14 protein-coding genes are annotated in these 22,456 nt (G+C 68.2%); 12 read left to right on the top strand and 2 right to left on the bottom strand.

All coding sequences use genetic code 11. The features are described from left to right. The first annotated feature begins 144 nt into the window (after nucleotides 1–144). The 8 genes from J3R73_RS25940 (at nucleotide 145) to J3R73_RS25905 (ending at nucleotide 11,731) form a co-directional block, all read left to right on the top strand. Nucleotides 145–3,801 carry an HNH endonuclease signature motif containing protein gene (locus tag J3R73_RS25940; RefSeq protein WP_307434083.1) on the top strand — a complete coding sequence of 1,219 codons (3,657 nt, stop codon included), beginning with the start codon at nucleotides 145–147 and terminating at the stop codon, nucleotides 3,799–3,801. Then, nucleotides 3,782–4,267 (top strand): DUF6985 domain-containing protein, encoded by a 486-nt coding sequence (locus tag J3R73_RS25935; protein ID WP_307434081.1) that lies wholly within the window; start codon nucleotides 3,782–3,784, stop codon nucleotides 4,265–4,267. Before J3R73_RS25940 ends, J3R73_RS25935 begins: the two co-directional genes overlap by 20 nt. 221 nt (nucleotides 4,268–4,488) lie before the next feature. Next, nucleotides 4,489–5,829 (top strand): IS1380 family transposase, encoded by a 1,341-nt coding sequence (locus J3R73_RS25930; protein WP_307434078.1) that lies wholly within the window; start codon nucleotides 4,489–4,491, stop codon nucleotides 5,827–5,829. Nucleotides 5,830–6,085: 256 nt separating this feature from the next. Next, nucleotides 6,086–7,041, top strand: a protein-coding gene (locus J3R73_RS25925; protein ID WP_307421350.1) for an IS630 family transposase whose coding sequence is annotated in 2 segments (ribosomal slippage) — nucleotides 6,086–6,434 and nucleotides 6,434–7,041 — 957 coding nt in all. Because the reading frame shifts where the segments join, the coding sequence is not laid out codon by codon here. A 113-nt stretch (nucleotides 7,042–7,154) separates the two neighbouring features. Continuing rightward, the gene (locus J3R73_RS25920; protein WP_307434076.1) at nucleotides 7,155–7,436 is read left to right on the top strand and encodes a hypothetical protein; all 282 of its coding nucleotides are present in this window, start codon (nucleotides 7,155–7,157) and stop codon (nucleotides 7,434–7,436) included. Between the two features lie 162 nt (nucleotides 7,437–7,598). Beyond that, nucleotides 7,599–8,786: a pyridoxal phosphate-dependent aminotransferase gene (locus J3R73_RS25915; RefSeq protein ID WP_307434074.1), complete on the top strand. Its 1,188-nt coding sequence runs from the start codon at nucleotides 7,599–7,601 to the stop codon at nucleotides 8,784–8,786. A 108-nt stretch (nucleotides 8,787–8,894) separates the two neighbouring features. Further along, the gene (locus J3R73_RS25910) at nucleotides 8,895–10,490 is read left to right on the top strand and encodes a 5-guanidino-2-oxopentanoate decarboxylase (RefSeq protein WP_307434070.1); all 1,596 of its coding nucleotides are present in this window, start codon (nucleotides 8,895–8,897) and stop codon (nucleotides 10,488–10,490) included. 77 nt (nucleotides 10,491–10,567) lie between these two features. Then, on the top strand, nucleotides 10,568–11,731 hold the full coding sequence (locus J3R73_RS25905) for an acyl-CoA dehydrogenase family protein (RefSeq protein WP_307434068.1): 1,164 nt from the start codon (nucleotides 10,568–10,570) through the stop codon (nucleotides 11,729–11,731). Between the two features lie 83 nt (nucleotides 11,732–11,814). On the opposite strand, the gene J3R73_RS25900 is transcribed toward J3R73_RS25905, so the two are convergent. Both J3R73_RS25900 and J3R73_RS25895 read right to left on the bottom strand, forming a co-directional pair. Continuing rightward, nucleotides 11,815–12,090: a type II toxin-antitoxin system RelE/ParE family toxin gene (locus tag J3R73_RS25900; RefSeq protein ID WP_307434065.1), complete on the bottom strand. Its 276-nt coding sequence runs from the start codon at nucleotides 12,088–12,090 to the stop codon at nucleotides 11,815–11,817. Then, the gene (locus tag J3R73_RS25895; RefSeq protein WP_307434062.1) at nucleotides 12,087–12,362 is read right to left on the bottom strand and encodes a CopG family ribbon-helix-helix protein; all 276 of its coding nucleotides are present in this window, start codon (nucleotides 12,360–12,362) and stop codon (nucleotides 12,087–12,089) included. The genes J3R73_RS25900 and J3R73_RS25895 overlap by 4 nt, the downstream gene beginning before the upstream one ends. A gap of 198 nt (nucleotides 12,363–12,560) precedes the next feature. Here J3R73_RS25895 and J3R73_RS25890 point away from each other — a divergent pair, with 198 nt between their 5' ends. The 4 genes from J3R73_RS25890 (at nucleotide 12,561) to addA (ending at nucleotide 22,443) form a co-directional block, all read left to right on the top strand. Next, nucleotides 12,561–14,627: an acetate--CoA ligase family protein gene (locus tag J3R73_RS25890; RefSeq protein ID WP_307434060.1), complete on the top strand. Its 2,067-nt coding sequence runs from the start codon at nucleotides 12,561–12,563 to the stop codon at nucleotides 14,625–14,627. 60 nt (nucleotides 14,628–14,687) lie between these two features. Beyond that, entirely contained in the window at nucleotides 14,688–15,476 is a 789-nt protein-coding gene (locus J3R73_RS25885; RefSeq protein WP_307434059.1) for an enoyl-CoA hydratase-related protein, read from the top strand. 371 nt (nucleotides 15,477–15,847) lie between these two features. Next, nucleotides 15,848–18,955 carry a double-strand break repair protein AddB gene (gene addB, locus J3R73_RS25880; protein WP_307434058.1) on the top strand — a complete coding sequence of 1,036 codons (3,108 nt, stop codon included), beginning with the start codon at nucleotides 15,848–15,850 and terminating at the stop codon, nucleotides 18,953–18,955. Then, nucleotides 18,952–22,443 (top strand): double-strand break repair helicase AddA, encoded by a 3,492-nt coding sequence (addA, locus tag J3R73_RS25875; protein WP_307434057.1) that lies wholly within the window; start codon nucleotides 18,952–18,954, stop codon nucleotides 22,441–22,443. The genes addB and addA overlap by 4 nt, the downstream gene beginning before the upstream one ends. The last annotated feature ends 13 nt before the right edge of the window (nucleotides 22,444–22,456 follow it).

The raw sequence follows: 22,456 nt of genomic DNA, 5'->3' as shown, positions 1-22,456 counted from the left end.
TGATCGTCCTCGCGCGGGCATGGCCCGCGCGCCCACAGGTCCGGCGTCGCCCCCTGTCCCGATCCCGATCCGCACTGACTGCCCGGCCCGCTCCCGAACCCACCCGGCCCGCCCTCACCGGCGGGCTTTTGTTTGGAGCAAGCCTTGCCCCGCTTTCCCGATTACGTGGCGCAGGAGGGCCTTGCCGTGCCCTCCGCGCCGCAGATCCAGGCCTATGACGACGCCGCCAGGGCGCTGCGACAGCTCGGCCTGACCGTCGAACAGGTCGGCCAGCGCTGGTTCGAGCGCCAGAAGCAGCAGGCCGATTTCGACGACCAGGTCGCCTTCCAGCGCCACAGCCTCACCCAGGACCAGACCCTGCAGCAGGCCCGGGCCGGCATGGCGCCGCAGGCCACCGGCTTCCACGACGCCGTCATGGCCGGCCGCACCCGGGCGGACGATGCGTTCCTCAAGACCGTCTCGCCCGCCAACCGCCAGACCTATGCCGGCCTGCTCACCCTCGACCGCGACCGCACCTCGCTCGCCGCCGCCCGCATGGAATTCGAGGGACGGGGCACCTATGAGCAGGCCGCCTTCGGCCAGTCGGCCGCCGCCATGGCCGACCAGGTCCGTGCCAGCCCCGGCCTGCTGCCCTCCGCCCTCGGCGTGCTGAAGGCGCAGCAGGCCAACCAGTCGAGCGTGCCGGCGGCGGCGCGCGCAGCGCAATGGACGGCGACGCAGCAGGCCCTGCAGACCGCCGCCTGGCAGGGCCGCCATGGCGACGACCCCTCCGGCCGGGGCCTCGCCGCGCTCGGCGTCAAGCTCTCGCCGCAGGACCGGGCCGTCCTGCCGCTGCTGATGGACGAAGGGCCGGTCGACCCCAGCGTCGACGCCCTCACCCCGGCGCAGCGCCGGCAGCTCGCCCTGCACTGGCAGATCGAGCAGGCCCAGAAGCAGGCCGCCGCCCGGGCCGATGTCGCCGGGCTGCAGCAGCGCCTCGCCGACCTGCCGCTCACCGGCCGGCTCGACGGCCCGCCGCCGGACCGGCAGACCTTCGTCACCGCCTATGGCCCCGAGGAGGGCGCCCGGCGCTTCGACGAGGCCGATGCCTTCGTCAACAAGGACGCGCCGGCGATCACCGCGCTGCTGCATCAGCCCGACGCCGCCCAGGACGCCGCGCTCGCCCATTACGCGACCGCCACCGACCCTGACGGCCAGCGCTTCCTCGCCCACGCCGCCGCCGCCGTCGCCCGCTACCGGGCCGAGCGCGCCGCCGACCCGGTCGGCACCCTCGGCAAGCTCTATCCCGCTCTCGCCCAGGACTGGCAGGCCCTCGAAGGCGCCGATCCCGCCACGCTGCGCCGGACCCTGCCGAGCCTCGTCGGCCGGACCGCCGCCCTGATGGATGCCGCCGGCGTGCCGGCAGGCGAGCGGCGCTATCTGCCCCGGGCCATGGCCTCGGCCATCGTCGGGGCCTTCGCCGATACGAGCAGGCCGATGGCCGAGCGCATCGGCCCGCTGCGCGACACCATCGCGGCGGTTCAGGATCCCGGCCAGCAGCAGGCTCTGTTCGACCAGTTCGTCAAGGCCGGCCTCCCACCCATGCTGGAGCCGGCAGCGGCTGCCTATGCCAGTGGCAACAAGGCTCGAGGCGACAGATTTGCACAGGCGCTTCTCGTCGATCCGAATGTCCAGAAAGGTGCCTTGTCAACCACACGATCGGGGAGCCAGGATAACGACGTCTCAAGCCCCGTTGCTGCGGCGAATACAGCGAGCCTTCCCTATCTACGCCGGCCGTTGAACGGGCCCGGCATAGATCTCGGATCTGCGATCGCTCCGCGGATATACGATGCGCGCCTCACCGGCGATCCTGCCGCCGAGCGCGCGAACACCCTGCGCGCCCGCATGATCCAGAACGCAATCCGGATCAACGGCGGCGACCGGAGTGCTGCGGAAGCCGAGGCAAACCAGGATTTCGCAAGCCTTCAGAGCGCCCCTTGGACACCGTCGCGCTACGTCGCTTTTCCCACGACGGCTCTGGAGACGCGGTACGCCTTCGACAACAGCACGAACAACCCCGCTTTGCCGGCCTATGTCGCGGCGCCGACACCGGATGCGCCTTCGAGCGAGGCGGCCGCCGGCGCGGATGCGAGCCCGCGATCAACCGCCCGCGTCGGCTACATCGGCATGCCGGAAGAGCCCGCGGCAAATAGGTCCCTGGGAAAATTTAGCGGCCGCTTCGGGGGACGAGCGGCCATGTCGAGTGTCGGCGACTTGCTCATCTCCGCGCTTATCCAGAACATGATCGAACCTTACGACATGTCGGAGCCCTATCCCGGGACACTTGTTCCCAAGACATATTCTATGAGAGGGTTTTCTGTCAACAAAGACATTCATTTCGGAACAGAGGTATCTCCACTCGTTTCTAGTTATGTTCGTAACTTCGTCATGTCCTTTCCTGCTGTTACTCTTAGTCCAGAGGATACTGACAGAGCCCGGGCATACGCTTTTTCATATATAAATGAGCAGATAAATGCCGGCCGGCGAGCTATGCGCCGCTTGCCTGAGCCTGATGACTATAAAAAAACTTATGAATCCGGCGAATACGAGTTTCGGTTTGCCCCCAATCCAAAAGAGGGGGGCAATGCAGTCGTTGTCGCGATCAGAAAGATAGACCCCGGAATTTTCTGGTCTACCCCCGTCGAGCCTTGGTGGGGCGATCCCGATGCGGCGCAAAAACCGCAGCAATACACCTCCGAGCCCACAACGGCAAAGGCATCTCCCGCTTCACCGACTGCAGATGCGTCGCAAGCACCGCAACCTATACAGCTCCCGCCGAGCCACGGCACAGACGATCCGTACGACAAGATCGACTATGACGGACTCGTGAATAGTGGAGTACCTCCAGCCTCCGCCATTAACATAGCAAAATACAACTACCGACTGAGAAACGGGCAACATTCGGGAGATGGCGCAGCAAGACCCAGTTTCCCAACAGCGGGTTTGCCGGCCCGAGACGGCACCTTGGCCAAGGGGAACCAAGCAGAATCCGCTCCAAATGTATTGGTCAGCAGTGACCCGCTTTCTTCCGAAGCCTCTCAAGCGAAAACGGATAAGAACAAAACAGGAACAAAGTCATCGTCTCTGCCGGATTTCTCGGGGGCGTGGACCGACGGTTACACCAAACTGAACAATACCACCATCTTCGGACCATGGGGTACCCTGGCGAAAAAATCGCCGATGGGAAAAAACTTTTTCGATCCTCGCAGAATGATGTCCTTTTCGTTTGACGAATCCACAGGGATCGTGACGAGAAACAACTCGACTTGGAAACAGATATTGGATAGAACAGGGAACGAATCAGGAACTTGGGTGGCTGGAACGAGGGGCAATGGCTATCTTCTCTCCAATAACCCAGACGCGCAGGCGGCGACGAACTACCGAGGCATCGAGTATCGCTTCGGCTATCCCAATTACGATCCTCATTCTCGCGTGAACGTTCAACTTGACCAGATGTCGAGGATTAGACGTGACAATTTCCGCGCAGGCGATAAGTACATCGCCCAAAGGCCTGAACTGATAAAAGAGCTGGGTATAGAGGCGAAGAATAAAGCGATCGGTGTTGTGCCTAGGGATGTCGCCCGCTGGCGGATCGCAAATGGATATACCTGGCACGAAAAAGAGGACCTGAGAACACTTCAGCTTATTCCGAGCATTATAAACAAATATTACCCCCATATTGGAGGTGTAGGCGAGCTCAACGCCGTCTATAGACTTTATGATCAAGAAGAGGAAGGCGACGATGATAACGAAACTGAATGATCCGGTCTTCGGGGAACTCGATCAGACGGAGTGGGCCTGGATTCGAAATTATAGAGTTTCGATGTTTGGTGAAAGTAAGGAGGTTGAGCTAGAAGTAGAATGGGAAGAACCCGATATATTGCCGTCGACTGAACAACAAGAGACCTTCCTCAAATTCGATCGGAATAAAAATAAATGCTTTAGTGATATTGAAAATGCAATTTATAAATATTATCTTTCTATTTTGAATAATTTGCGAAATGATTTAGGAGACTCTGCTGACGAGCTGATGCCTATCGTCTCGGATGTCAATGGACTGAAAGATTTGGTTTCGTTGCAGGCAATAATTATAAAACCGCATTATGGGATATGGGAGAACAAAATTGTTTTTCTGTTGGATTGTACGTGGGATACAAGCCTCGGGCTTGGTGTTGCGATGATCGACAACAAGGTAACGGAGGTCGGAGAACAGGATATTGTTCTTTGAATATCGAATTACATATGGATTTGAAATAAAAAGCCTTCTCGCGCTCCTTCGGGCTTTACATCAATGAGATCACCAGGGTCGGTTTTGGTTCTACGCTAAATCCGGCCCTAACTAGGCCCGAAAAATTCACGGTGGTTGGCGGATGTGGTGCAAGCCGTTGAAATGACGTAGGATTTGGTTGCTTAAGCCGATCCAACCATTTGCCGGAGACCACACCCGCCATGAATGATCTTACGCTGCCGCTGAGCGGTTTGTCATCTGTTCGGGGCAAGTCCGTCGTCGCCCGTTTCGACGGCGGCATGCTGTCGTCCAACAGCGGCGTTCTGGCTCTGGCCGAGGTGGAAAAGCGGTTGCGGGTGGCCGAGCGTCTGGCGCGCTGCATCGACGATCCGCGCAACCCGGATCAGGTCGTCCACAGCCTGGCGGACATGATCGGCTTTCGCATGAAGATGATCGCCGCCGGCTACGAGGACGGCAACGACGCCAACCGGCTGCGCCGCGATCCGGTCTTCAAGATGGCCCAGGATGCGCTGCCGTCGGGTCGGGATCTGGCCTCGCAATCGACGCTGTGCCGGCTGGAGAACCTGCCCGGCGTGCGAGAGCTGGTCGCGATGGGCCGGGCGATGGTCGACCTTTATTGCGCCTCCTTCCGACAGGTTCCCAAGCGGATCGTGCTCGACATTGACGACACCTTCGACGCTGTGCACGGAGGCCAACAGCTCCGCCTGTTCAATGCCCATCACGACGAATACGGCTTCCAGCCGATTGTTGTGTTCGATGGTGCCGGTCGCTTCGTTGGTGCGGTCCTGCGACCGGCGAAGCGGCCGAGCGGGGCTGAGATCCGTCCCCACCTGCGCCGCCTCGTGCGGGCGATCCGGAGCAATTGGCCGAACACTCGGATCCTGATCCGGGCCGACAGCCACTACTGCAGTCCGCCGGTCATCGACTGGTGCCGCGCCAATGGTGTCGACTTCATCCTCGGCCTGGCGCCCACCACGACGCTGCGCGAGCATGTCTCGGATCTGGAGGCCAGCACGACGGCGCGCTTGGAAGCGTCGACCAAGACGGGCAAGGTCCGTCGCTTCAAGGAGTTCCTTGACGGCGCCGTCAGTTGGAGCCGCGTGGAGCGCATCATTGCCCGCGTCGAGGTCGGCGCCCAAGGTGCCGATACCCGCTTCGTCGTCACCAACCTTGCCGGTGGGAAGGCCAAGGCGCTCTACGAGGATGTCTACTGCCGGCGCGGCGCGGCCGAGAACCACATCAAGTCGTGGAAGACGCATCTTGCCGCCGACCGCACCTCCTGCACCAGAGCGACAGCCAACCAGTTCCGTCTATTCCTGCATGCCGGTGCTTACTGGCTGATGTGGGGCTTGCGGGCCGCGATGCCGAGGCGCTCGAGCTTTGCCGTCGCCCAATTCGACACGCTGCGAGTGCGCCTCATCAAAATCGCCGCGCGGGTGGTCGAGATGAAATCGCAAATCCGCCTGCACCTGCCGACATCGTGCCCCGACCAGCGCATCCTGCGCATCGTCCTCGATCGCATCCCCCAACTCGCGACATAACGATGGGGCGCACACGCCCCGAAACAAACCCGTCGACCCCAACCTGCAAACCCAAGACTGCCATCACGACGGAGCAATCCCGGCGCCTGACGAGGCGCGTGGAAAACCACCGCAACGGCAACCAAATCGTCGCTTCAGGCCGTCAAAAGCTTATCGCCGTGCATTAGAGCGGAATTTGTCTGAGTGGAATCGGAAGGGATTCCACTGGATGGCTTAGTGTGATTCATAGGTTTCCGGGCTATTCCGGAGATGAAGCATGACGAAGCGTGGTGAAGCCTATTCGCAGGATTTGCGAGATCGTGTGCTTGGGGCGCTGGATAGCGGGATGTCGGCGAGCACGATCGCACCAATCTTCAGGGTGAGTGTGTCCTACATCTACAAGGCGGCAGCGCGGCGGTGCGCGACGGGGGAGGTCAGTGCCCGCCCCCAGCGCAATCATGTTCCGCTCAAGCTTGCCAAGCATGAAGAGGTTCTGCGGGCCAAGGTCGCGGCGGATCCGGATGCGCGTGTCGCGGATCTGCGGGCCTGGGCGGAGGAAGAATTGGGGGTCAGCATCAGCCATGCCCCGATGTGGCATATGCTCAAGCGGCTTGGGCTGACATATAAAAAAAGACGATCCACGCCAGCGAGCAAAAACGCCCCGATGTCGCGGCCGCTCGCCGCAAATGGCACAGCAACCAAATCTGGCTGAGGCCCTCGCGTCTGGTCTTCATTGACGAGACCTGGGCCTCGACCGCGATGGCGCGCCACTACGGCAGGTGCAAGCGCGGACAGCGCCTGATCGACTACGTGCCGCATGGCCATTGGAAAACCACGACCTTCATTGGCGCTCTGCGCAGCGGGGGATTGACAGCTCCCTGCGTGCTCGACGGCCCAGTCAACGGCGATTGCTTCAAGGCCTATGTCGCGCAGATCCTCGTTCCCACCCTCAATTACGGCGATATCGTCATCATGGACAATCTGAGCAGCCACAAAGTCCCGGGTGTGCGCCAAGCCATCGAGGCCGCAGGGGCGGAACTGCTTTACTTGCCCGCCTACTCCCCCGATCTCAATCCGATCGAGAACCTCTTCGCAAAGCTCAAAGCTCTCCTGCGCGCGGCTGCAACCCGATCCATCCACGATCTCTGGGACGAAATCGCCAAAACTCTCCCGCGCTTCTCCCCGTCCGAATGCAGAAATTACTTCTCTAATGCTGGATATTCTACAGTCTGAACAATTTCGCTCTAAGGCGGCTAGGAGAGAATCGGTCCATTGCCCTTCAGCATACAAGGGAATTTCCCACCCTCGCGGATATGCGAAAAGATATACCGGGGACAGACCCGATCGTGCCGATCGAAGCATCAGACCCCGACTACGGTTCGCCGTACATGGCCGCCTTCCTCGGCACGCATGTCCAGAAGATCGAGACCATACAGGCGCACGAGACAGGCCGGGCAGGCATGCGGCGCAACGAACGCGGCCTGCGGATCACGAACGACAGGAATATGGAAATGTCGATCGGATGGAACATTCATCGGCCCAACCTGGAGCATGGCATCGTCATGGCGGCCCCCGACCAGATGGACGACAAGCCGGGCCTGTTTTCGTTCTCATCGATCAGCGGCTGACGCAGCTCGGCGTGCCGGTGGCGGTGCGATGCTTCATTAAACGGACAAAAGTGCGGCGTCGCGGCGGGTGGAATCAAGGCCTGCCCGGGGTTACGCCGGCCGGGAGACCGTGCTATTGGCCGTTCCCATCCCTCATCCTCGAAGGCCTGCCAGGAGTCCGCCGTGCGCTTTGCTTCCGTTACCGATCGTCTGGCGGGCCTCGGCGCGGACAAGTGGGTCCTGCATCAGGAGAGCCGCCGGCGGGTCGGCAGCGGCGAGGATATCATCGAGCTCACCATCGGCGAGCCGGACACGCCGGCGCCGCAGGCGCTGATCGATGCGGCGATCGCCGGCCTGCATGCCCGGCGCACCCGATATACCGGCGGGCGGGGCGAGAGCGTCGTCGTGGAGGCGATCGCCGCCAAATATGCGGCGCGGACGGGACGGGCGGTCACCGCCGGCAATGTCGCCTATATGCCGGGCACGCAGACGGCCCTCTACGCCGCCATGCGCGTGCTGGCGGAGGCGGGCGACGAGGTGCTGGTCGGCGATCCGCTCTACGCCACCTATGAGGGCGTGATCCGCTCGTCCGGCGCCGACGTTGCCTATGTGCCGCTCGACCCGGCGAACGGCTTCCACATGCGCGCCGCCGACATCGAGGCCCGCATCACGCCGCGCTCGCGGGCGCTGCTGCTCAACTCGCCGCACAACCCGACGGGCGCGACGCTTTCGGCGGCCGAGATCGCCGAGATCGTCGAGGTCTGCCGCCGGCACGATCTGTGGATCGTGTCGGACGAGGTCTACGAGACGATGGCCTATGGCGCGGCCTTCGCCTCGCCCTTCGACCTGCCGGCGGGCGCCGAGCGCACCGTCGTCGTCTCCTCGATCTCGAAGTCGCATATGCTGCCGGGCTTCCGGTCCGGCTGGTGCGTCGGCCCGGTCGAGTTCATCGACCGCCTGCTGCCGGTGTCGGAGACCATGCTGTTCGGCGCCCAGCCCTTCATCCAGGATGCCGCGGCGAAGGCCATCGGCGCCGCCTTCCCCGAATGCACCGAGATGGTCGAGGTCCTCGCCCGCCGCGCCGCGATCTTTCCCGAGGCGCTCGCCAACGCGCCGGGCCTGCGCTGCGCCATGCCCGAAGGCGGCATGTTCGCCATGGTCGACGTCTCCGGCACCGGGCTCGACGGCGAGGCCTTCGCCTGGCGCCTGCTCGACGAGGAACGGGTGGCGGTGATGCCGGGCTCCTCCTTCGGCCGCCAGGCATCGGGGCATGTCCGCGTCAGCCTCACCGCCGAGGCGCCCATGCTGCGCGAGGCGGCGAGCCGGATGATCCGCCTCGCCATCCGCCTCAGCCAGGGCAAGGCGGCCTGAACGCCGGAGCGCGGACATCCCGTCCGCCGCTTGGAAACGTCACACAACATCGGAAACGTCACAGAAGACAAAGAGGCGGACAGGATGTCCACGCTCCCAAGGGGTTCCATGACCGACCATCCGCCTCTCGGCTCCGCCATCCCCGGGCTGCTGGTCCAGCGCGGCATCGACACCGTGTTCGGCATCCCCGGCGTGCACACCGTCGAGCTCTATCGCGGCCTGCCCGGATCGGGCCTCACCCATGTCACGCCCCGCCACGAACAGGGCGCCGGCTTCATGGCCGACGGCTATGCCCGCGCCACCGGAAGGCCCGCCGCCTGCTTCATCGTGACCGGCCCGGGGCTGCTCAATGCCGCGACCGCCATGGCACAGGCGCTCGCCGACAGCATCCCCATGCTGGTGATCACCACCCTCAATCCGCGGGCGACCCTCGGACGGGGCGAGGGACGCCTGCACGAATTGCGCGGGCAGTCGATCGTCGGGCGCGAGATTTCCGCGCTGGCGCTGACGGTGCTCACCGCCGGCCAGCTCGTCCCGGCCCTGGACGAGGCCTTCGCCTTCCTCGCCTCCTCGCGTCCCGGCCCGGTGCTGATCGAGATCCCGATCGATCTCCTGTCGGAGCCCTTCCTCGTTCCCGATAGCGGCGCGCGCCGGCCGGCCGGGCCGCCGCCGCCGTGCATGGACGACGTCGAAGCGGCGGCGCGCCTCCTCGACGCAGCCCGCAACCCGCTGGTGATCGCAGGCGGCGGCTGCGTGGCGGGTGCGCCGGCCGTCCGCGCGCTCGTCGAGACGCTCGGCGCGGCGACGCTCCTCACCACCAACGCCAAGGGCATCCTGCCCGGCGGCCATCCGCTGCTCGCGGGCGGCTGCGTGCTGACGGCGGCCCAGCACGCCATGCTCGACGAAGCCGACGTCGTCCTGGCCCTCGGCACCGAGCTCGGCGAGACCGACTTCTGGTACGGCGATGCCGGGCTCGGCCTGAAGGGCGCGGTCATCCGCGTCGACATCGATGCACGCCAGCTCGGCCGCAACGCGGTGCCCGCTTTGCCGGTGGTCGGCGATGCCGGCCGCTTCGCCGCCCTGCTCGCGCCCCTGCTGACGCGCCCGCGTCCGGGCGGGGAGGCCTATGCGCAGCGCCTGCATGCCGCCCGGCTCGACGGCGCCGAACCGCGTTATACGCGCCATCTGCCGCTGCTGGAGGCGATCTGGGAGGTCCTGCCGGACGCGGTGGTGGCCGCCGATTCGACCGCCGCGAGCTATGGCGGCAATTTCCTCGCCGAGCCGCCGGCGCCGCGGCGCTGGATGAGCGCGGCGACCGGCTTTGGCACTCTCGGCTATGCCCTGCCGGCGGCGATCGGCGCCAAGGTCGGCCGGCCGGAGGCGCCTGTCGTCTGCATCATCGGCGATGGCGGCCTGCATTTCACCATGCCGGAACTCGCCAGCGCCGCCGATGCCGGCGCGCCGGTGATCGTCCTTCTGTGGAACGACAGGCGCTATGGCGAGATCGAGGAATACATGGTCCGCTACCAGATCGCGCCGCTCGGCGTCCGCCTGCATGCCACCGACTTCGCCGCGATGGCGAAGGCCTTCGGGGCGGACCACCGCATGGCGCGCTCCCTCGCGGAGGTCCGGGCCGCGCTGCTCGCCGCCTCGGCCCGGGCCGCCACCACGATCATCGAGATGGACGCGTCGGATTATGCCTGATCGGTGTCGCCGCGGGCTTGCCGGCCCGCGGCGAAATCGCCGAGATTGACGTCGGATCAGGAAGCCAGGGGAGTTCCATGCAGTTCGCGTTGACCGAAGAGCAGTCGATGCTGGTCGAGACGGTCCGCCGCTTCGTCGAGGAGGAGCTCTATCCCCACGAGGCGCTGGTGGAGCGCACCGACGAGGTGCCGGAGGACGTTGCCGCCAGGATCCGGCAGAAGGCGATGGATCTCGGGCTCTATGCCGCCAACATGCCGGTCGAGCTCGGCGGCGGCGGCCTCGACGCGGTCGGGATCGCCCTGCTCGAACGCGAGCTCGGCCGGGCCAATTACGGCCTGCAGATGGTGGTGGCGCGGCCCTCCAACATCCTGCAGGGCTGCGTCGGCGAGCAGCGCGAGCGCTGGCTCCTGCCGGCGATACGGGGCGAGCGTACCGATTGCCTGGCGATGACCGAGCCGGGCGCCGGCTCCGACGTCCGCTCGATGAAGACGCGCGCCGTGCGCAAGGGCGAGCGCTACGTCGTCAACGGCCAGAAGCATTTCATCAGCCATGCCGACAAGGCCGACTTCATCATCCTGTTCGCCGTCACCGGCACCGAGGAAACCAGGCGCGGCCCGCGCAACCAGATCTCCGGCTTCCTCGTCGACAAGGACACCCCGGGCCTGACGGTGCGGCCCGGTCCGCAGGCGCTGTCGCATCGCGGCTACCACAATTGCGAGCTCTATTTCGACGATTGCGAGATCCCGGCCGGCAATTTGCTCGGCGAGGAGGGCAAGGGCTTCGACCTGATGAGCGAATGGCTCGGCGCCACCCGCCTCACCGTCGCGGCGACCTCGGTCGGCCGGGCGCGACGGGTGATGGACGAGACGCTGGCCTGGGCCGGCCAGCGCAAGCAGTTCGGCCAGCCGATCTCGCAGTTCCAGGGCGTGTCCTTCCCGCTGGCCGACCTGATGGTGGAGCTCGAAGCCGCCGACCTGCTGACGCTGCGCGCCGCCTGGCTGCTCGACCAGGGCAAGGCGACCGACGCCGATTTCGCCATGGCCAAGCTCGCCGCCTCCGAGATGCTCGGCCGGCTGACCGACCGCGCCATCCAGACCTTCGGCGGCATGGGACTGATGGACACGCTGCCCATCGCCGGCTGGTGGAAGGACGCCCGCGTCGAGCGCATCTGGGACGGCACCAGCGAGATCCAGCGCCTGATCATCGCCCGCCAGATGCTGCGCCCGCACGAGGGGAAGTGAAGGAGGAAGCCGGATTGCAGCTTCCGGCGTGCCGTGTGGATCGCGTCTATGCGGCCCGTGACGACATGGGCAATATCCCGGTTTCAGCGATCCTCCCGCGTGTGCCACAGGCGCAGGACGAAAAGGGTCGCATCGCGGATTTCATAGCGCATTTCATAGTGCTGAATGACAATTCGGCGCACCTCACGCGGCGCGAACCCCTCCAGTCGATTCCCGATACGAGGATTCAGCGATAGAGTCGTCGGCGCGGCCGAAAGCATCTTGACCACCCGCTCTGCAGCACTTCTGTTCACGGGGGCAAGAAAATCGTGGAGCCGGGCGAGGTCCAAAAGGGCCTTTTCGGTCCACTGAACTTTCACCGGCGAGGCACCGGCAACGGTTCGTCAGTGCCGAGGCTTTCCGCCCATGCCAGAACGCTTTCGTGGTCGATGACGCGCCCTGCATCCACATCGGCGAGAGCTTCGCGTGTGAGACGGTCGCGCTCTTCTTCCTGATCAATCCAATCCGCCAGGGCCTGCTTGATGATCCAGCCCCGCGAACGCTCGAGACGAGCTGCGAGGGCGTCGATTTTGTCCGCCAACGGCAAAGGTATGTGAGCGGTCAAAACTTTCGTGTCGGTCACCCGCGCCATCGTGAAGCACTCCCTAATCGAATTAAATAATAACGATTAGGTTTGATTTTGCAAACAATCGAGGATCCCTCCATCGCAGATCCAAAACGCTTCCACGCGCCGATTGACGAAACGCATCCGCTCGTCAACCTTGTAGCAAGAAGCATGCCTCTAGCGTGCCGCCCCCTGCACTGCCATTCCCTCCCATAGGTTCCCCGTATGTCTCTCGTCGATGGCCTTCGCCGCCTGCTGAAACCTCGTCATATCGCCGTCGCGGGAGGGCGGCTGGCGTCGATCATCATCCGCGAATGCGACCGCATCGGCTATGCCGGCCCGATCTGGCCGATTCATCCCGACAAGGACGAGATCGCCGGCCACCGGGCCTACAGGACGGTGGCGGACCTGCCCGAGGCACCGGACGCCACCTTCGTGGCGACGCCGAGCGAGCCGACCGTCGACATCGTCGCGGCCCTCGCCGAGCGCGGCGCCGGCGCCGCGGTCTGCTATGCCGCCGGCTTCGCCGAGATCGGCGGCAAGGGCGTTGTCCTGCAGGAGCGCCTGGTCGAGGCGGCGCGCGGCATGCCGATCGTCGGGCCCAATTGCTACGGCGTGCTCAACCTGCTCGACGGCTGCGTGCTGTGGGCCGACACCCACGGCGCCGAGCGCGTCGAGCGCGGCGTCGCCATCATCACCCAGTCCGGCAATATCGCCCTCAACATCACCATGCAGCGCCGCAGCCTGCCGATCGCCTATGTGATCGCCGTCGGCAACAAGGCGGTCGGCGACCATGGCGACTATATCGAGGCGCTGCTGGCCGACGACCGCGTCACCGCCATCGGCCTGCATATCGAAGGCATCGAGGATGCCGCCCTGTTCTCCAAGGCCGCGATCAAGGCGCTCGAAAAGGGCGTGCCGCTCGTGGTGCTGAAGACCGGCCGCTCGCATATCGGCGCCGAAATGGCGATGAGCCACACCTCCTCGCTCGCCGGCGCCGATTCGCTCTACGACGCGCTGTTCGCCCGCTACGGCATCGCCCGCCTCAACGACGTGCCGGCCTTCATCGAGACGCTCAAGCTCATGCATGTGTTCGGCGGCCTGCCGGGCCGGCGCATCTCCTCGATGAGCTGCTCGGGTGGGGAGGCGGCGCTGATCGCCGACCTCGCCGCCGACCGCGCGCTCGAATTCGGGCCGATCCCGCCCGACAATGCGGCGCGGCTGCAGGAACTCCTCACCGAGAAGGTGCATGTCGCCAATCCGCTCGACTACCACACCTATATCTGGGGCGACCGGCAGGCCAACGCCGCCGTGTTCGGCGAGATGCTGCAATCGGGCTTCGACCTCAACCTGCTGGTGCTCGACCAGCCGCGCGCCGATCGCGGCCTCGTCCCCGACGGCGGCTTCGACGCCGCCCGCGCCGCGATGGCGGAGGCCGCGGCAGCCACCGGCGCGCGGGCGGCGGTCGTCTCCTCTCTGCCCGAGAACATGCGGGAGGACGACGCCAAGGCGCTGATGGCGCGCGGCATCTTGCCCATGCAGGGCATCGGCGACGCCCTGACGGCGATCTCGCACGGGGCCGATTACGGCCTCGCCCGCGGGCGGCGGGACCGGCTGGTGCCGCTCAAGCGGGCCGCGCTCATCGACGTCGCCAAGGCGCGCCTGCTCAGCGAACATGAATCCAAGCACCTGCTCGGCCGCCACGGCCTGGACCTGCCGCCGAGCCGCATCGCCGGCGCGGTGGAGGCGCCGTCCACGGCGGCGGCGCTCGGCTTTCCCGTGGCGATCAAGATCCACAGCGACCGGATCGCGCATAAGTCGGATGTCGGCGGCGTCAAGCTCGGCCTGCGCACGCGTGCCGACGTCACCGACGCCGTCGCCTCCATGCTGCATCTGGGCGAGCGCTTCCTGGTCGAGCGCATGGTCGAGGGCGCCGTGGCGGAACTCATCGTCGGCGTGGTGCGCGATCCCCAGTTCGGCCCGACGCTGACGATCGGCGCCGGCGGCGTGCTGGTCGAGGTGCTGCAGGACGCCGCGGTGATGCTGCTGCCCGCCAGCGCGGAGGAGATCCGCGAGAAGCTGATGGGCCTGCGCGTCGCCCGCCTGCTCGAAGGCTTCCGTGGCAAGCCGCGCGGCGACATCCGCGGCACCATCAAGGCCATCCTCGCCATCGCCGCCTTCGCCGAGCGCCACGCCGACCGGCTGGTCGAGCTCGACGTCAATCCGCTCTTCGTGCTGCCGGAAGGGCGCGGCGCCGTCGCGGCCGACGCCCTCATCCGCATGATCGACTGACACCTGCCGGGCGTGCGGGCGTCCCCGCAGCCTCCCGAACCGCCTCGAGGAATGACCGACATGACCGAAGCCGTCAAACTGGAGCGCCGCGGGGCGGTGCTCGAAATCACGCTGGACCGGCCGAAGGCCAACGCCATCGACCTCGCGACCTCGAAGGCGCTGCATGCCGCCTTCCGCACCCTGGAGGACGATCCGGCCCTGCGCGTCGCCATCCTCACCGGGGCGGGCGAGCGGATCTTTTCGGCCGGCTGGGACCTCAAGGCGGTCGCCGCCGGCACCGAGGAGCCCGATACCGATTTCGGCGAGGGCGGCTTTGCCGGGCTGACGGCGTTCTGGGACCTGTCCAAGCCGGTCATCGTAGCCGTCAACGGCGTGGCGATCGCCGGCGGCTGCGAGCTGGCGCTCGCCGCCGACCTCATGGTGGTCGCCGACCATGCCGAATTCGCCCTGTCGGAAGCCACGGTCGGCCTCGTTCCGGACGCCGGCGGCGTGCAGCGCCTGCCGCGCCGCATCCCCGCCGCCATCGCCACCGAGCTGCTGCTCACCGGCCGCCGCTTCACCGCGGCGGAGGCGCTGGGTTGGGGGCTCGCCAATGCGGTGGTGCCCTCGGCCGAGCTGATGGAGACCGCCCGGGCGCTGGCCGGCCGGATCGCCGCCGCGGCGCCGCTCTCCGTGCGCGCCATCAAGGCCATCCTCGCCGCCACCGACGGCATGAGCGTGCGCGAGGCCTATGAGCACGTCGCCGCCGGCAAGGTGCCGGCCCATCGCGCCATGCAGCTCTCCGAGGATTCGCGCGAAGGCGCCAAGGCCTTCGTCGAGAAGCGCCCGCCGGTCTGGAAGGGGCGGTAGCCCCGGGACCGCGGGCGTCTCGCCCATATGCGCTAACTTTGCCGACAATAGCGCGATTTTCCTTCTCCCATGCGGGACTTCGCATTTCCTGCGGAAATGCTGGGGGTGGCGCGAAGCGCCGGATGAGGGTCTGGACTTGTGCAATTCCAGCGCGACTATTGAGCTATCTGCGTTGAAGTTTAGACCCTCATCCCCCTGCCGGGACCTTCTCCCGAACCGGGAGAAGGCGGGTATTTCCGTTATGTTAGCGCATATGGGCTTCCAGCCTGCTTTTGGAAACGCGAGGCCCGCCCGGGAAGGACGGGCTGGATGTCCGCGCTCCCGCGGCTCCCTGCGTGACAGGGCCGCGCGGGTCTGCTTAATGTCGCCCGATGGTGCATCGCCCCAACCTCCTCACCATTGCACCCGGCACGCCCTTTCTGGAGACGCTGGTCGACGCGCTGCTGGACGGCCGGCTCGTGCCCGGCTATGCGCCGCGCCGCGACCCGCTGGCACTGTCGGCCGCCACCCTCTATCTGCCGACCCGCCGCGCCATCCGGGCGCTGCGCATGATCTTCCTCGACCGCCTCGGCACCGGCGCCGTGTTGCTGCCGCGCCTGCTCGCCCTCGGCGAGGTCGATGACGACGAGGCCGCCTTCGATGCCGAGGCGCCGGACTTCGGCGAGCCGGTGGCGGGGCTCGACCGGCAGATCGCGCTGACGCGCCTGATCCTGCAATGGAGCGCCGCGCTGAAGCAGGCCCTGCTGCCGCTGCCGGGAGCGGAGGAGCCGCTGCTGATCCCGTCCTCGCCCGGCGACGCGGCCGGGCTCGCCGCCGAGCTCGGCCAATTCCTCGACGGCATGCAGATCGACCGGGTCGAGCCCGCCGCCCTGGCGACGCTGAGCGCCACCCATGCCGGGCTCTACGACAAATATTGGGACCTGACCCTGCGCTTCCTGGAGATCGCCACCGTCCATTGGCCGGCGCATCTGGCCGAGATCGGCAAAGGCGACGCCGTCCTGCTGCGCAATGCCCGCATGATGGCCGAGGCCGCGCGGCTCGCCGCCGATCCGCAGGCCGGACCGGTGATCGTCGCCGGCTCGACCGGCTCGATCCCGGCGACGCGCGACCTCATCAAGGCGGTCGCGGCCCATCCGGGCGGTGCCGTCGTGCTGCCCGGGCTCGATCTCGATCTCGACCTCGCCGGCTGGACCGCCATCGCCACCGGAGCCGGCGCGCCGGGCCATCCGCAGGCCGGCCTCGCCGCCCTGCTGGCGGCGATCGGCGTCGACCGCGACGGCGTCGGCCTGCTGAAGGAGCCGCCGCCGGCGCTGGCGCGCCGCGCCGCTCTGGTGTCGCAGGCGCTGCGGCCGGCCGAGACCACCGATCTGTGGGCGGGCCGGCGCGGCGGCGATCCCGGGGCGGTGGCCGAGGCCTTCGCCGGCGTCACGCTGGTCGAGGCGGCGCATGAGGGCGAGGAGGCCCTCGTCGCGGCCCTCGCCTTGCGCGAAGCGCTGACCGTGCCCGGCCGGACCGCGGCGCTCGTCACGCCCAACCGCCTGCTCGCCCGGCGGGTGGTCACCGAACTCGGACGCTGGGACATCCTCGCCGACGACAGCGCCGGCCGGCCTCTGGCCGATGCGCCGCCCGGCCTGTTCGCGCGCCTCGTGCTCGATGCCGCGCTGAACGATTTCGCGCCGATCCCGCTGCTGGCCCTGCTGAAACATCCCTTCGCCCGGCTCGGCCGGCCGAGGGCGGCGATCCGGCGCGCCACCGCGGCCCTGGAGATCGGCGCCCTGCGCGGCCCGCGGCCGGCGCCGGGGCTCGCCGGCGTCGCCAAGGCGCTCGCCCGCGGCCGGGCGAGCCTCGGCGAGCCGCATGCCCCAGCGGCGCGGCGCGGCCTCTCCGACGCGGACTGGACGGCCGCCGAAGCGCTGGTCGAGGCGCTGCAAGGGGCGCTGGAGCCCTTCGCCGCGCTGCTGCGCAGGCGCGAAGCCTATCCGGCATCGGCCTTCTTCGCGGCCCATCGCCTCGCGGCGGAGGCCGCGGCTGCTCCGGCTGAGGACGAGGAGGCCGTCCTCTACGCCCAGGAGGCGGGCCTGGCGCTCGAAGCCTTCTTCGCCGATCTCGGCACCGTCGCCCCCGATGCCCTGGCGCTGGCCGCCGCCGAGTTCCCCGGCCTGTTCGCGGCGCTGCTGGCCGGACGCACCGTGCGCGGCGGCGAACCGAGGCATCCGCGCATCGCCATATACGGGCTGCTGGAGGCTCGGCTGCTGCCGGTCGACCGGCTGGTGCTCGCCGGCCTCGACGAGGGCGTGTGGCCGCCCGACGTCAAGGCCGATCCCTGGCTCAACCGGCCGATGCGGGCGGCGATCGGCCTGTCCGCGCCGGAAAAGCGCATCGGCCTCGCCTCCCATGATTTCGAGCAGGCGCTCGGCTGCGCCGACGTAGTCATCACCCGTGCCCTGAAGCGCGGCGGTTCGCCGACGGTGCCGTCACGCTGGCTGCAGCGGCTCGGTGCCTTTCTCGGGCCCGCCTATGCGGCGATGCAGGTGAGGGGGGGCCGGCTCTGCGCGCTCGCCCGCCAGCTCGACGCCGGCGCGGCGCCGTCTCCCGCCCCGGCGGCGCCGACGCCGCGTCCGCCGCTGGCGCTGCGCCCGACCCGCCTGTCGGTGACCCAGATCGAGCATCTCGTGCGCGATCCCTATACGATCCATGCCCGCCACATCCTGCGCCTGGAGCCGCTCGACGACATCGCGATGCCGCCCGGCGCCGCCGACCGAGGCACGCTGATCCACGAGGCGCTCCGGCAATTCGCCGGGATCTGCGCCGGCGGCGTGCCGCCGGACGCGCTGGCGCGATTGATGGCGATCGGCGAGAGCCTCTTCGCCGACCTCGCCGATTTCCCCGACGTGCTGGCATTCTGGCGGCCGCGCTTTGCCGCCATCGCCGGCTTCCTCGCCGACTGGGAGGCCGAGCGGCGGCCGCGCCTCGCCCGGGTGGAGAGCGAGATCGGCGGCACCATCGCCTGGGAGACCATCGCCGGGCGCGCCTTCACGCTCGCCGCCCGGGCCGACCGCATCGAGGTCGCGGCGGACGGCGTGGTGCGGCTGCTCGATTTCAAGACCGGCCAGGCGCCGACCGCCCGGCAGGTGCAGCGCGGCCTCAGCCCGCAGGTCGCCCTGGAGATGGCGATGCTGGTCGAAGCCGGCTTCCAGGGCTTCCCGGCGCCCGACGCGCTCGCGGCGCCCAGCATCGTGAAGCTCGGCGCCCGCCGCAAGGACATCCGCGAGATCCCCCTCGCCTTCGAGGACATGGAGCCGATCGAGGTCGCGATGGAAACGCTGGCCCGCGTCAAGGCGCTGATCGACCGCTTCGAGAACGAGGAGACCCCCTACGCCTCGCTGCTGCACCCGATGTTCAAGGGCCGCCGCTACGGCGATTACGATCATCTCGCCCGGGTGCGCGAATGGTCTCTCGGCGCGGAGAGCGAGGAATGACGCCGCGCCGGCCTTCCGCCGAGACGATCCACCGCCAGCGCCTCGCCTCCGATCCGCGCCTGTCGGCCTGGGTCTCGGCCAATGCCGGCTCCGGCAAGACGACGGTGCTGACGCGGCGCGTCATCCGCCTGCTGCTCGACGGCGTCGACCCCTCGGCGATCCTCTGCCTGACCTTCACCAAGGCAGCGGCCGCCAACATGCAGAACCGCATCTTCGCGTTGCTCGGCCAATGGGCCGTCATGGACGAGCGGGCCCTGGCCGAGGCGATCGCCGGCATCACCGGCGAGCGGCCCGACATCGCCGGCCTGCGCCGGGCCCGCCAGCTCTTCGCCGCGGCGATCGAGACGCCGGGCGGCCTCAAGATCCTCACCATCCACGCCTTCTGCGAGCGCGTGCTGCACCTCTTCCCGTTCGAGGCCAACGTGCCCGCGCAATTCTCCGTGCTGGACGACCGGGCGGCGCGCGAATTGCTGGATGCGGCGCGGGCCGGGCTGATCGCGGCGGCCGACATCGCCCCCGACGGCCCGCTCGGCGCCGCCCTGGCGCGGCTGCTGGAAGAGGCGGGGGAGGACGCCTTCGACGGGCTGCTCGCCGAGATCACCGGCGCACGCGAAGCCCTGCGCGCCGTGCTGGCCGACGGCCACGAGACCGTGCTGGCGCAGATCCGGCGGGCGCTCGACCTCGCGCCGGAGGACGGCACCGCCGCCCTCGACGCGGCGATCGACGGCGACGGCCTGCCGGCGAGCGAATGGCCTTCGATCGCCGCCGCTCTGCGCGAGGCCGGCAAGAAGGGCACCGACGACCTCGCCGACGGCCTGCTGCGGGCGTCGGCGCTGCAGGGCGAGGCGCGCCGCCTCGCTTATCGCGGCCTGTTCCTCACGGAGAAAGGCGAGGCGCGCTCGCCGGCCCGCTTCCTCAACCAGGCCTTCGCCAAGGCCCATCCGGCGCTCGCCCAGGCGCTGCTCGACGAGCTCACCCGCATCGCCGCCTTGCTCGAACGGCGCAAGGCCGCCGCCGCGCTCGAGCGGAGCGAGGCGCTCCTCGTCATCGCCGAGGCGCTGCTGAGGCGCTACGAAGCCGGCAAGGCCCGCCGCGCCGCCCTCGATTTCGACGATCTCGTGCAGAAGACCTCGCAGCTGATGACCCGCGCCGGCGCCGAATGGGTGCTCTACAAGCTCGACCGCGGCATCGACCACATCCTCGTCGACGAGGCGCAGGACACCAGCCCGGCGCAGTGGCGGATCGTCGAGAAGCTCGCCCACGAATTCACCGCCGGCGCCGGGGCACGGCCGGGCCGGCGCACCATCTTCGCGGTCGGCGACGAGAAGCAGTCGATCTTCTCCTTCCAGGGCGCGGCGCCGGCCGAGTTCGCCCGCATGCGCGCCTTGTTCCAGGCGCGCATCACCGCGGCCGAGCAGGCCTTCGAGGCGATCGAGCTCAAGCAGTCCTTCCGCTCGACCCCCGACATCCTCACCGCCGTCGACCATGTCTTCACCCCCGCGGACAACCGACGGGGCCTGTCCTCCGACGACGTGCCGACCCTGCACGAGACGGTGCGCAGCGCCGATCCCGGCCGCGTCGAGGTCTGGCCGGTGGAAAAGCCCGAGCCGGCCGCCGACATCCCGGCCTGGGACGCCCCCTTCGACACCACGCCGCCGACGAGCCCGGTGATCCGCCTGGCGCGCGGCATCGCCGCCGAGGTGGCGCGGCTCGTGCGCGAGGGCGATCCGGCCGTCGGCCTGCGCTGGCAGCCCGGCGACGTCATGGTGCTGGTGCGCAGCCGCAACGCTTTGTTCGAGGCGGTGATCCGCGCTCTCAAATTCGCCGGCGTGCCGGTGGCCGGCGCCGACCGCATCGTCCTCACCGACCATATCGCCGTGATGGACCTGATGGCGCTGGCGCGCTTCACGCTGCTGCCGGCGGACGACCTCACCCTCGCCACCCTGCTGAAGACGCCGCTGGTCGGGCTCGACGACGACGACCTCATCCGCCTCGCGCCCGGCCGGAAGGGGACGCTGTGGGCGGCGCTGGCCGCGGCGGCCGGGGCGGATGCGCGCTGGGCCGCCGCCCATCGCCGCCTGTCGCTGTGGCTGAACGAGGCGGCCTTCAAGACGCCCTTCGCCTTCTTCGCCGACATCCTGGCGCGTGACGGCGGCCGGCGCATCCTGCTCGCCCGCTTCGGCCACGAGGCGGCGGATGCGCTCGACGAATTCCTCCGCGTCGCCGCCGAGTATGAACGCGCCAACACCGCGAGCCTGCAGGGCTTCCTCGCCTGGCTCGCCGAGGCCCGGGCCGAGATCAAGCGCGACATGGATGTGGCGCGGGGCGAGGTGCGGGTGATGACGGTGCACGGCGCCAAGGGGCTGGAGGCCAAGATCGTCATCCTCGCCGACACCTGCGGCGCGCCGGACGGGCGGCACGATCCCAAGCTGTTCTGGGTGCAGAGCCCCGGCCGCGCCGCGGGCAGCAGCCTGCCGGTGTGGTCGCCGAACAAGGCGGCGGATCCCCCCTGCGTCGCCGAGGCGCGGGCGCGCATCCGGGCCGAAGGCGAGGCCGAGCATCGCCGCCTGCTCTATGTGGCGCTGACGCGAGCCGAGGACAGGCTGATCGTCGCCGGCTTCGAGGGCGCGACGGCAAGGCGGCCGGGCAATTGGTACGACATGGTCGCGACCGCCCTGCGCGAGGCCGGCGCCCGCACCGAGCCGATGCCGGGCGGCACCGGCGAGCGCCTCGTGTGGGAGCCGACGCCGCGCGTGGTGATGGCAAGCCCCGCGGCGGCCGGCGCGGAAGGCGCCGTCGCGGAGCCGCCCTGGCTGCGCCGGCCGGCCGCGGCCGAAGGGCCGGCCCGGGTCACGCTCAATCCGTCGGAGGCCGTCGCTGCGGGGGATGACGAGGAGGGGCCGGCGCCGCGGACCGGCCTGCCGGCCGACCGGCGCGTCCTGCGCCGCGGCGGGCTCATCCACGCTTTGCTGCAGCGCCTGCCGGCGGTGGCGCCCGCCGAGCGGCAGCAGCGGGCGCTCGATTTCCTGGCACGGGCCGCGCCGGAATGGCCCGGGGACCACGAATCCTGGGCGCAGGAAGCGCTCGCCGTGCTTGCCCTCCCGGATCTCGCGCCGCTGTTCGGTCCGGGCAGCCGCGCCGAGGTCGATCTCGGCGGCGCCATCGCCCGGCCGGGCAAGCCCGACTATGCCGTCGCCGGCCGCATCGACCGCCTCGCCGTCACGCCCGAGGCGGTGTGGATCGCCGATTTCAAGACCAACAGCCGCCCGCCGGCCGGGCTCGCCGAGGTACCGCCTGCCTATGTGGCGCAGATCGCCCTCTACCGCCACCTCCTCGCCCGCCTCTATCCCGACCGCCCGATCCGCGGCGCCATCGTTTGGACCGTGACGGCGCAGGTCATGGAGCTGCCGGCGGCGACGATGGACGAGGCGGTGGCGGCGGTGATCGGTGGGGGCGCGGACATTCCACTCGCCTCTCCTCCGCCATAGCCCTTCGGGGAGC

Origin of the sequence: Labrys monachus (assembly GCF_030814655.1) — a bacterium.
Classification (GTDB): Bacteria; Pseudomonadota; Alphaproteobacteria; order Rhizobiales; family Labraceae; genus Labrys; species Labrys monacha.
Note: the sequence above shows the minus strand (reverse complement) of the source record. Positions and strands in the feature narration are given on the sequence as shown.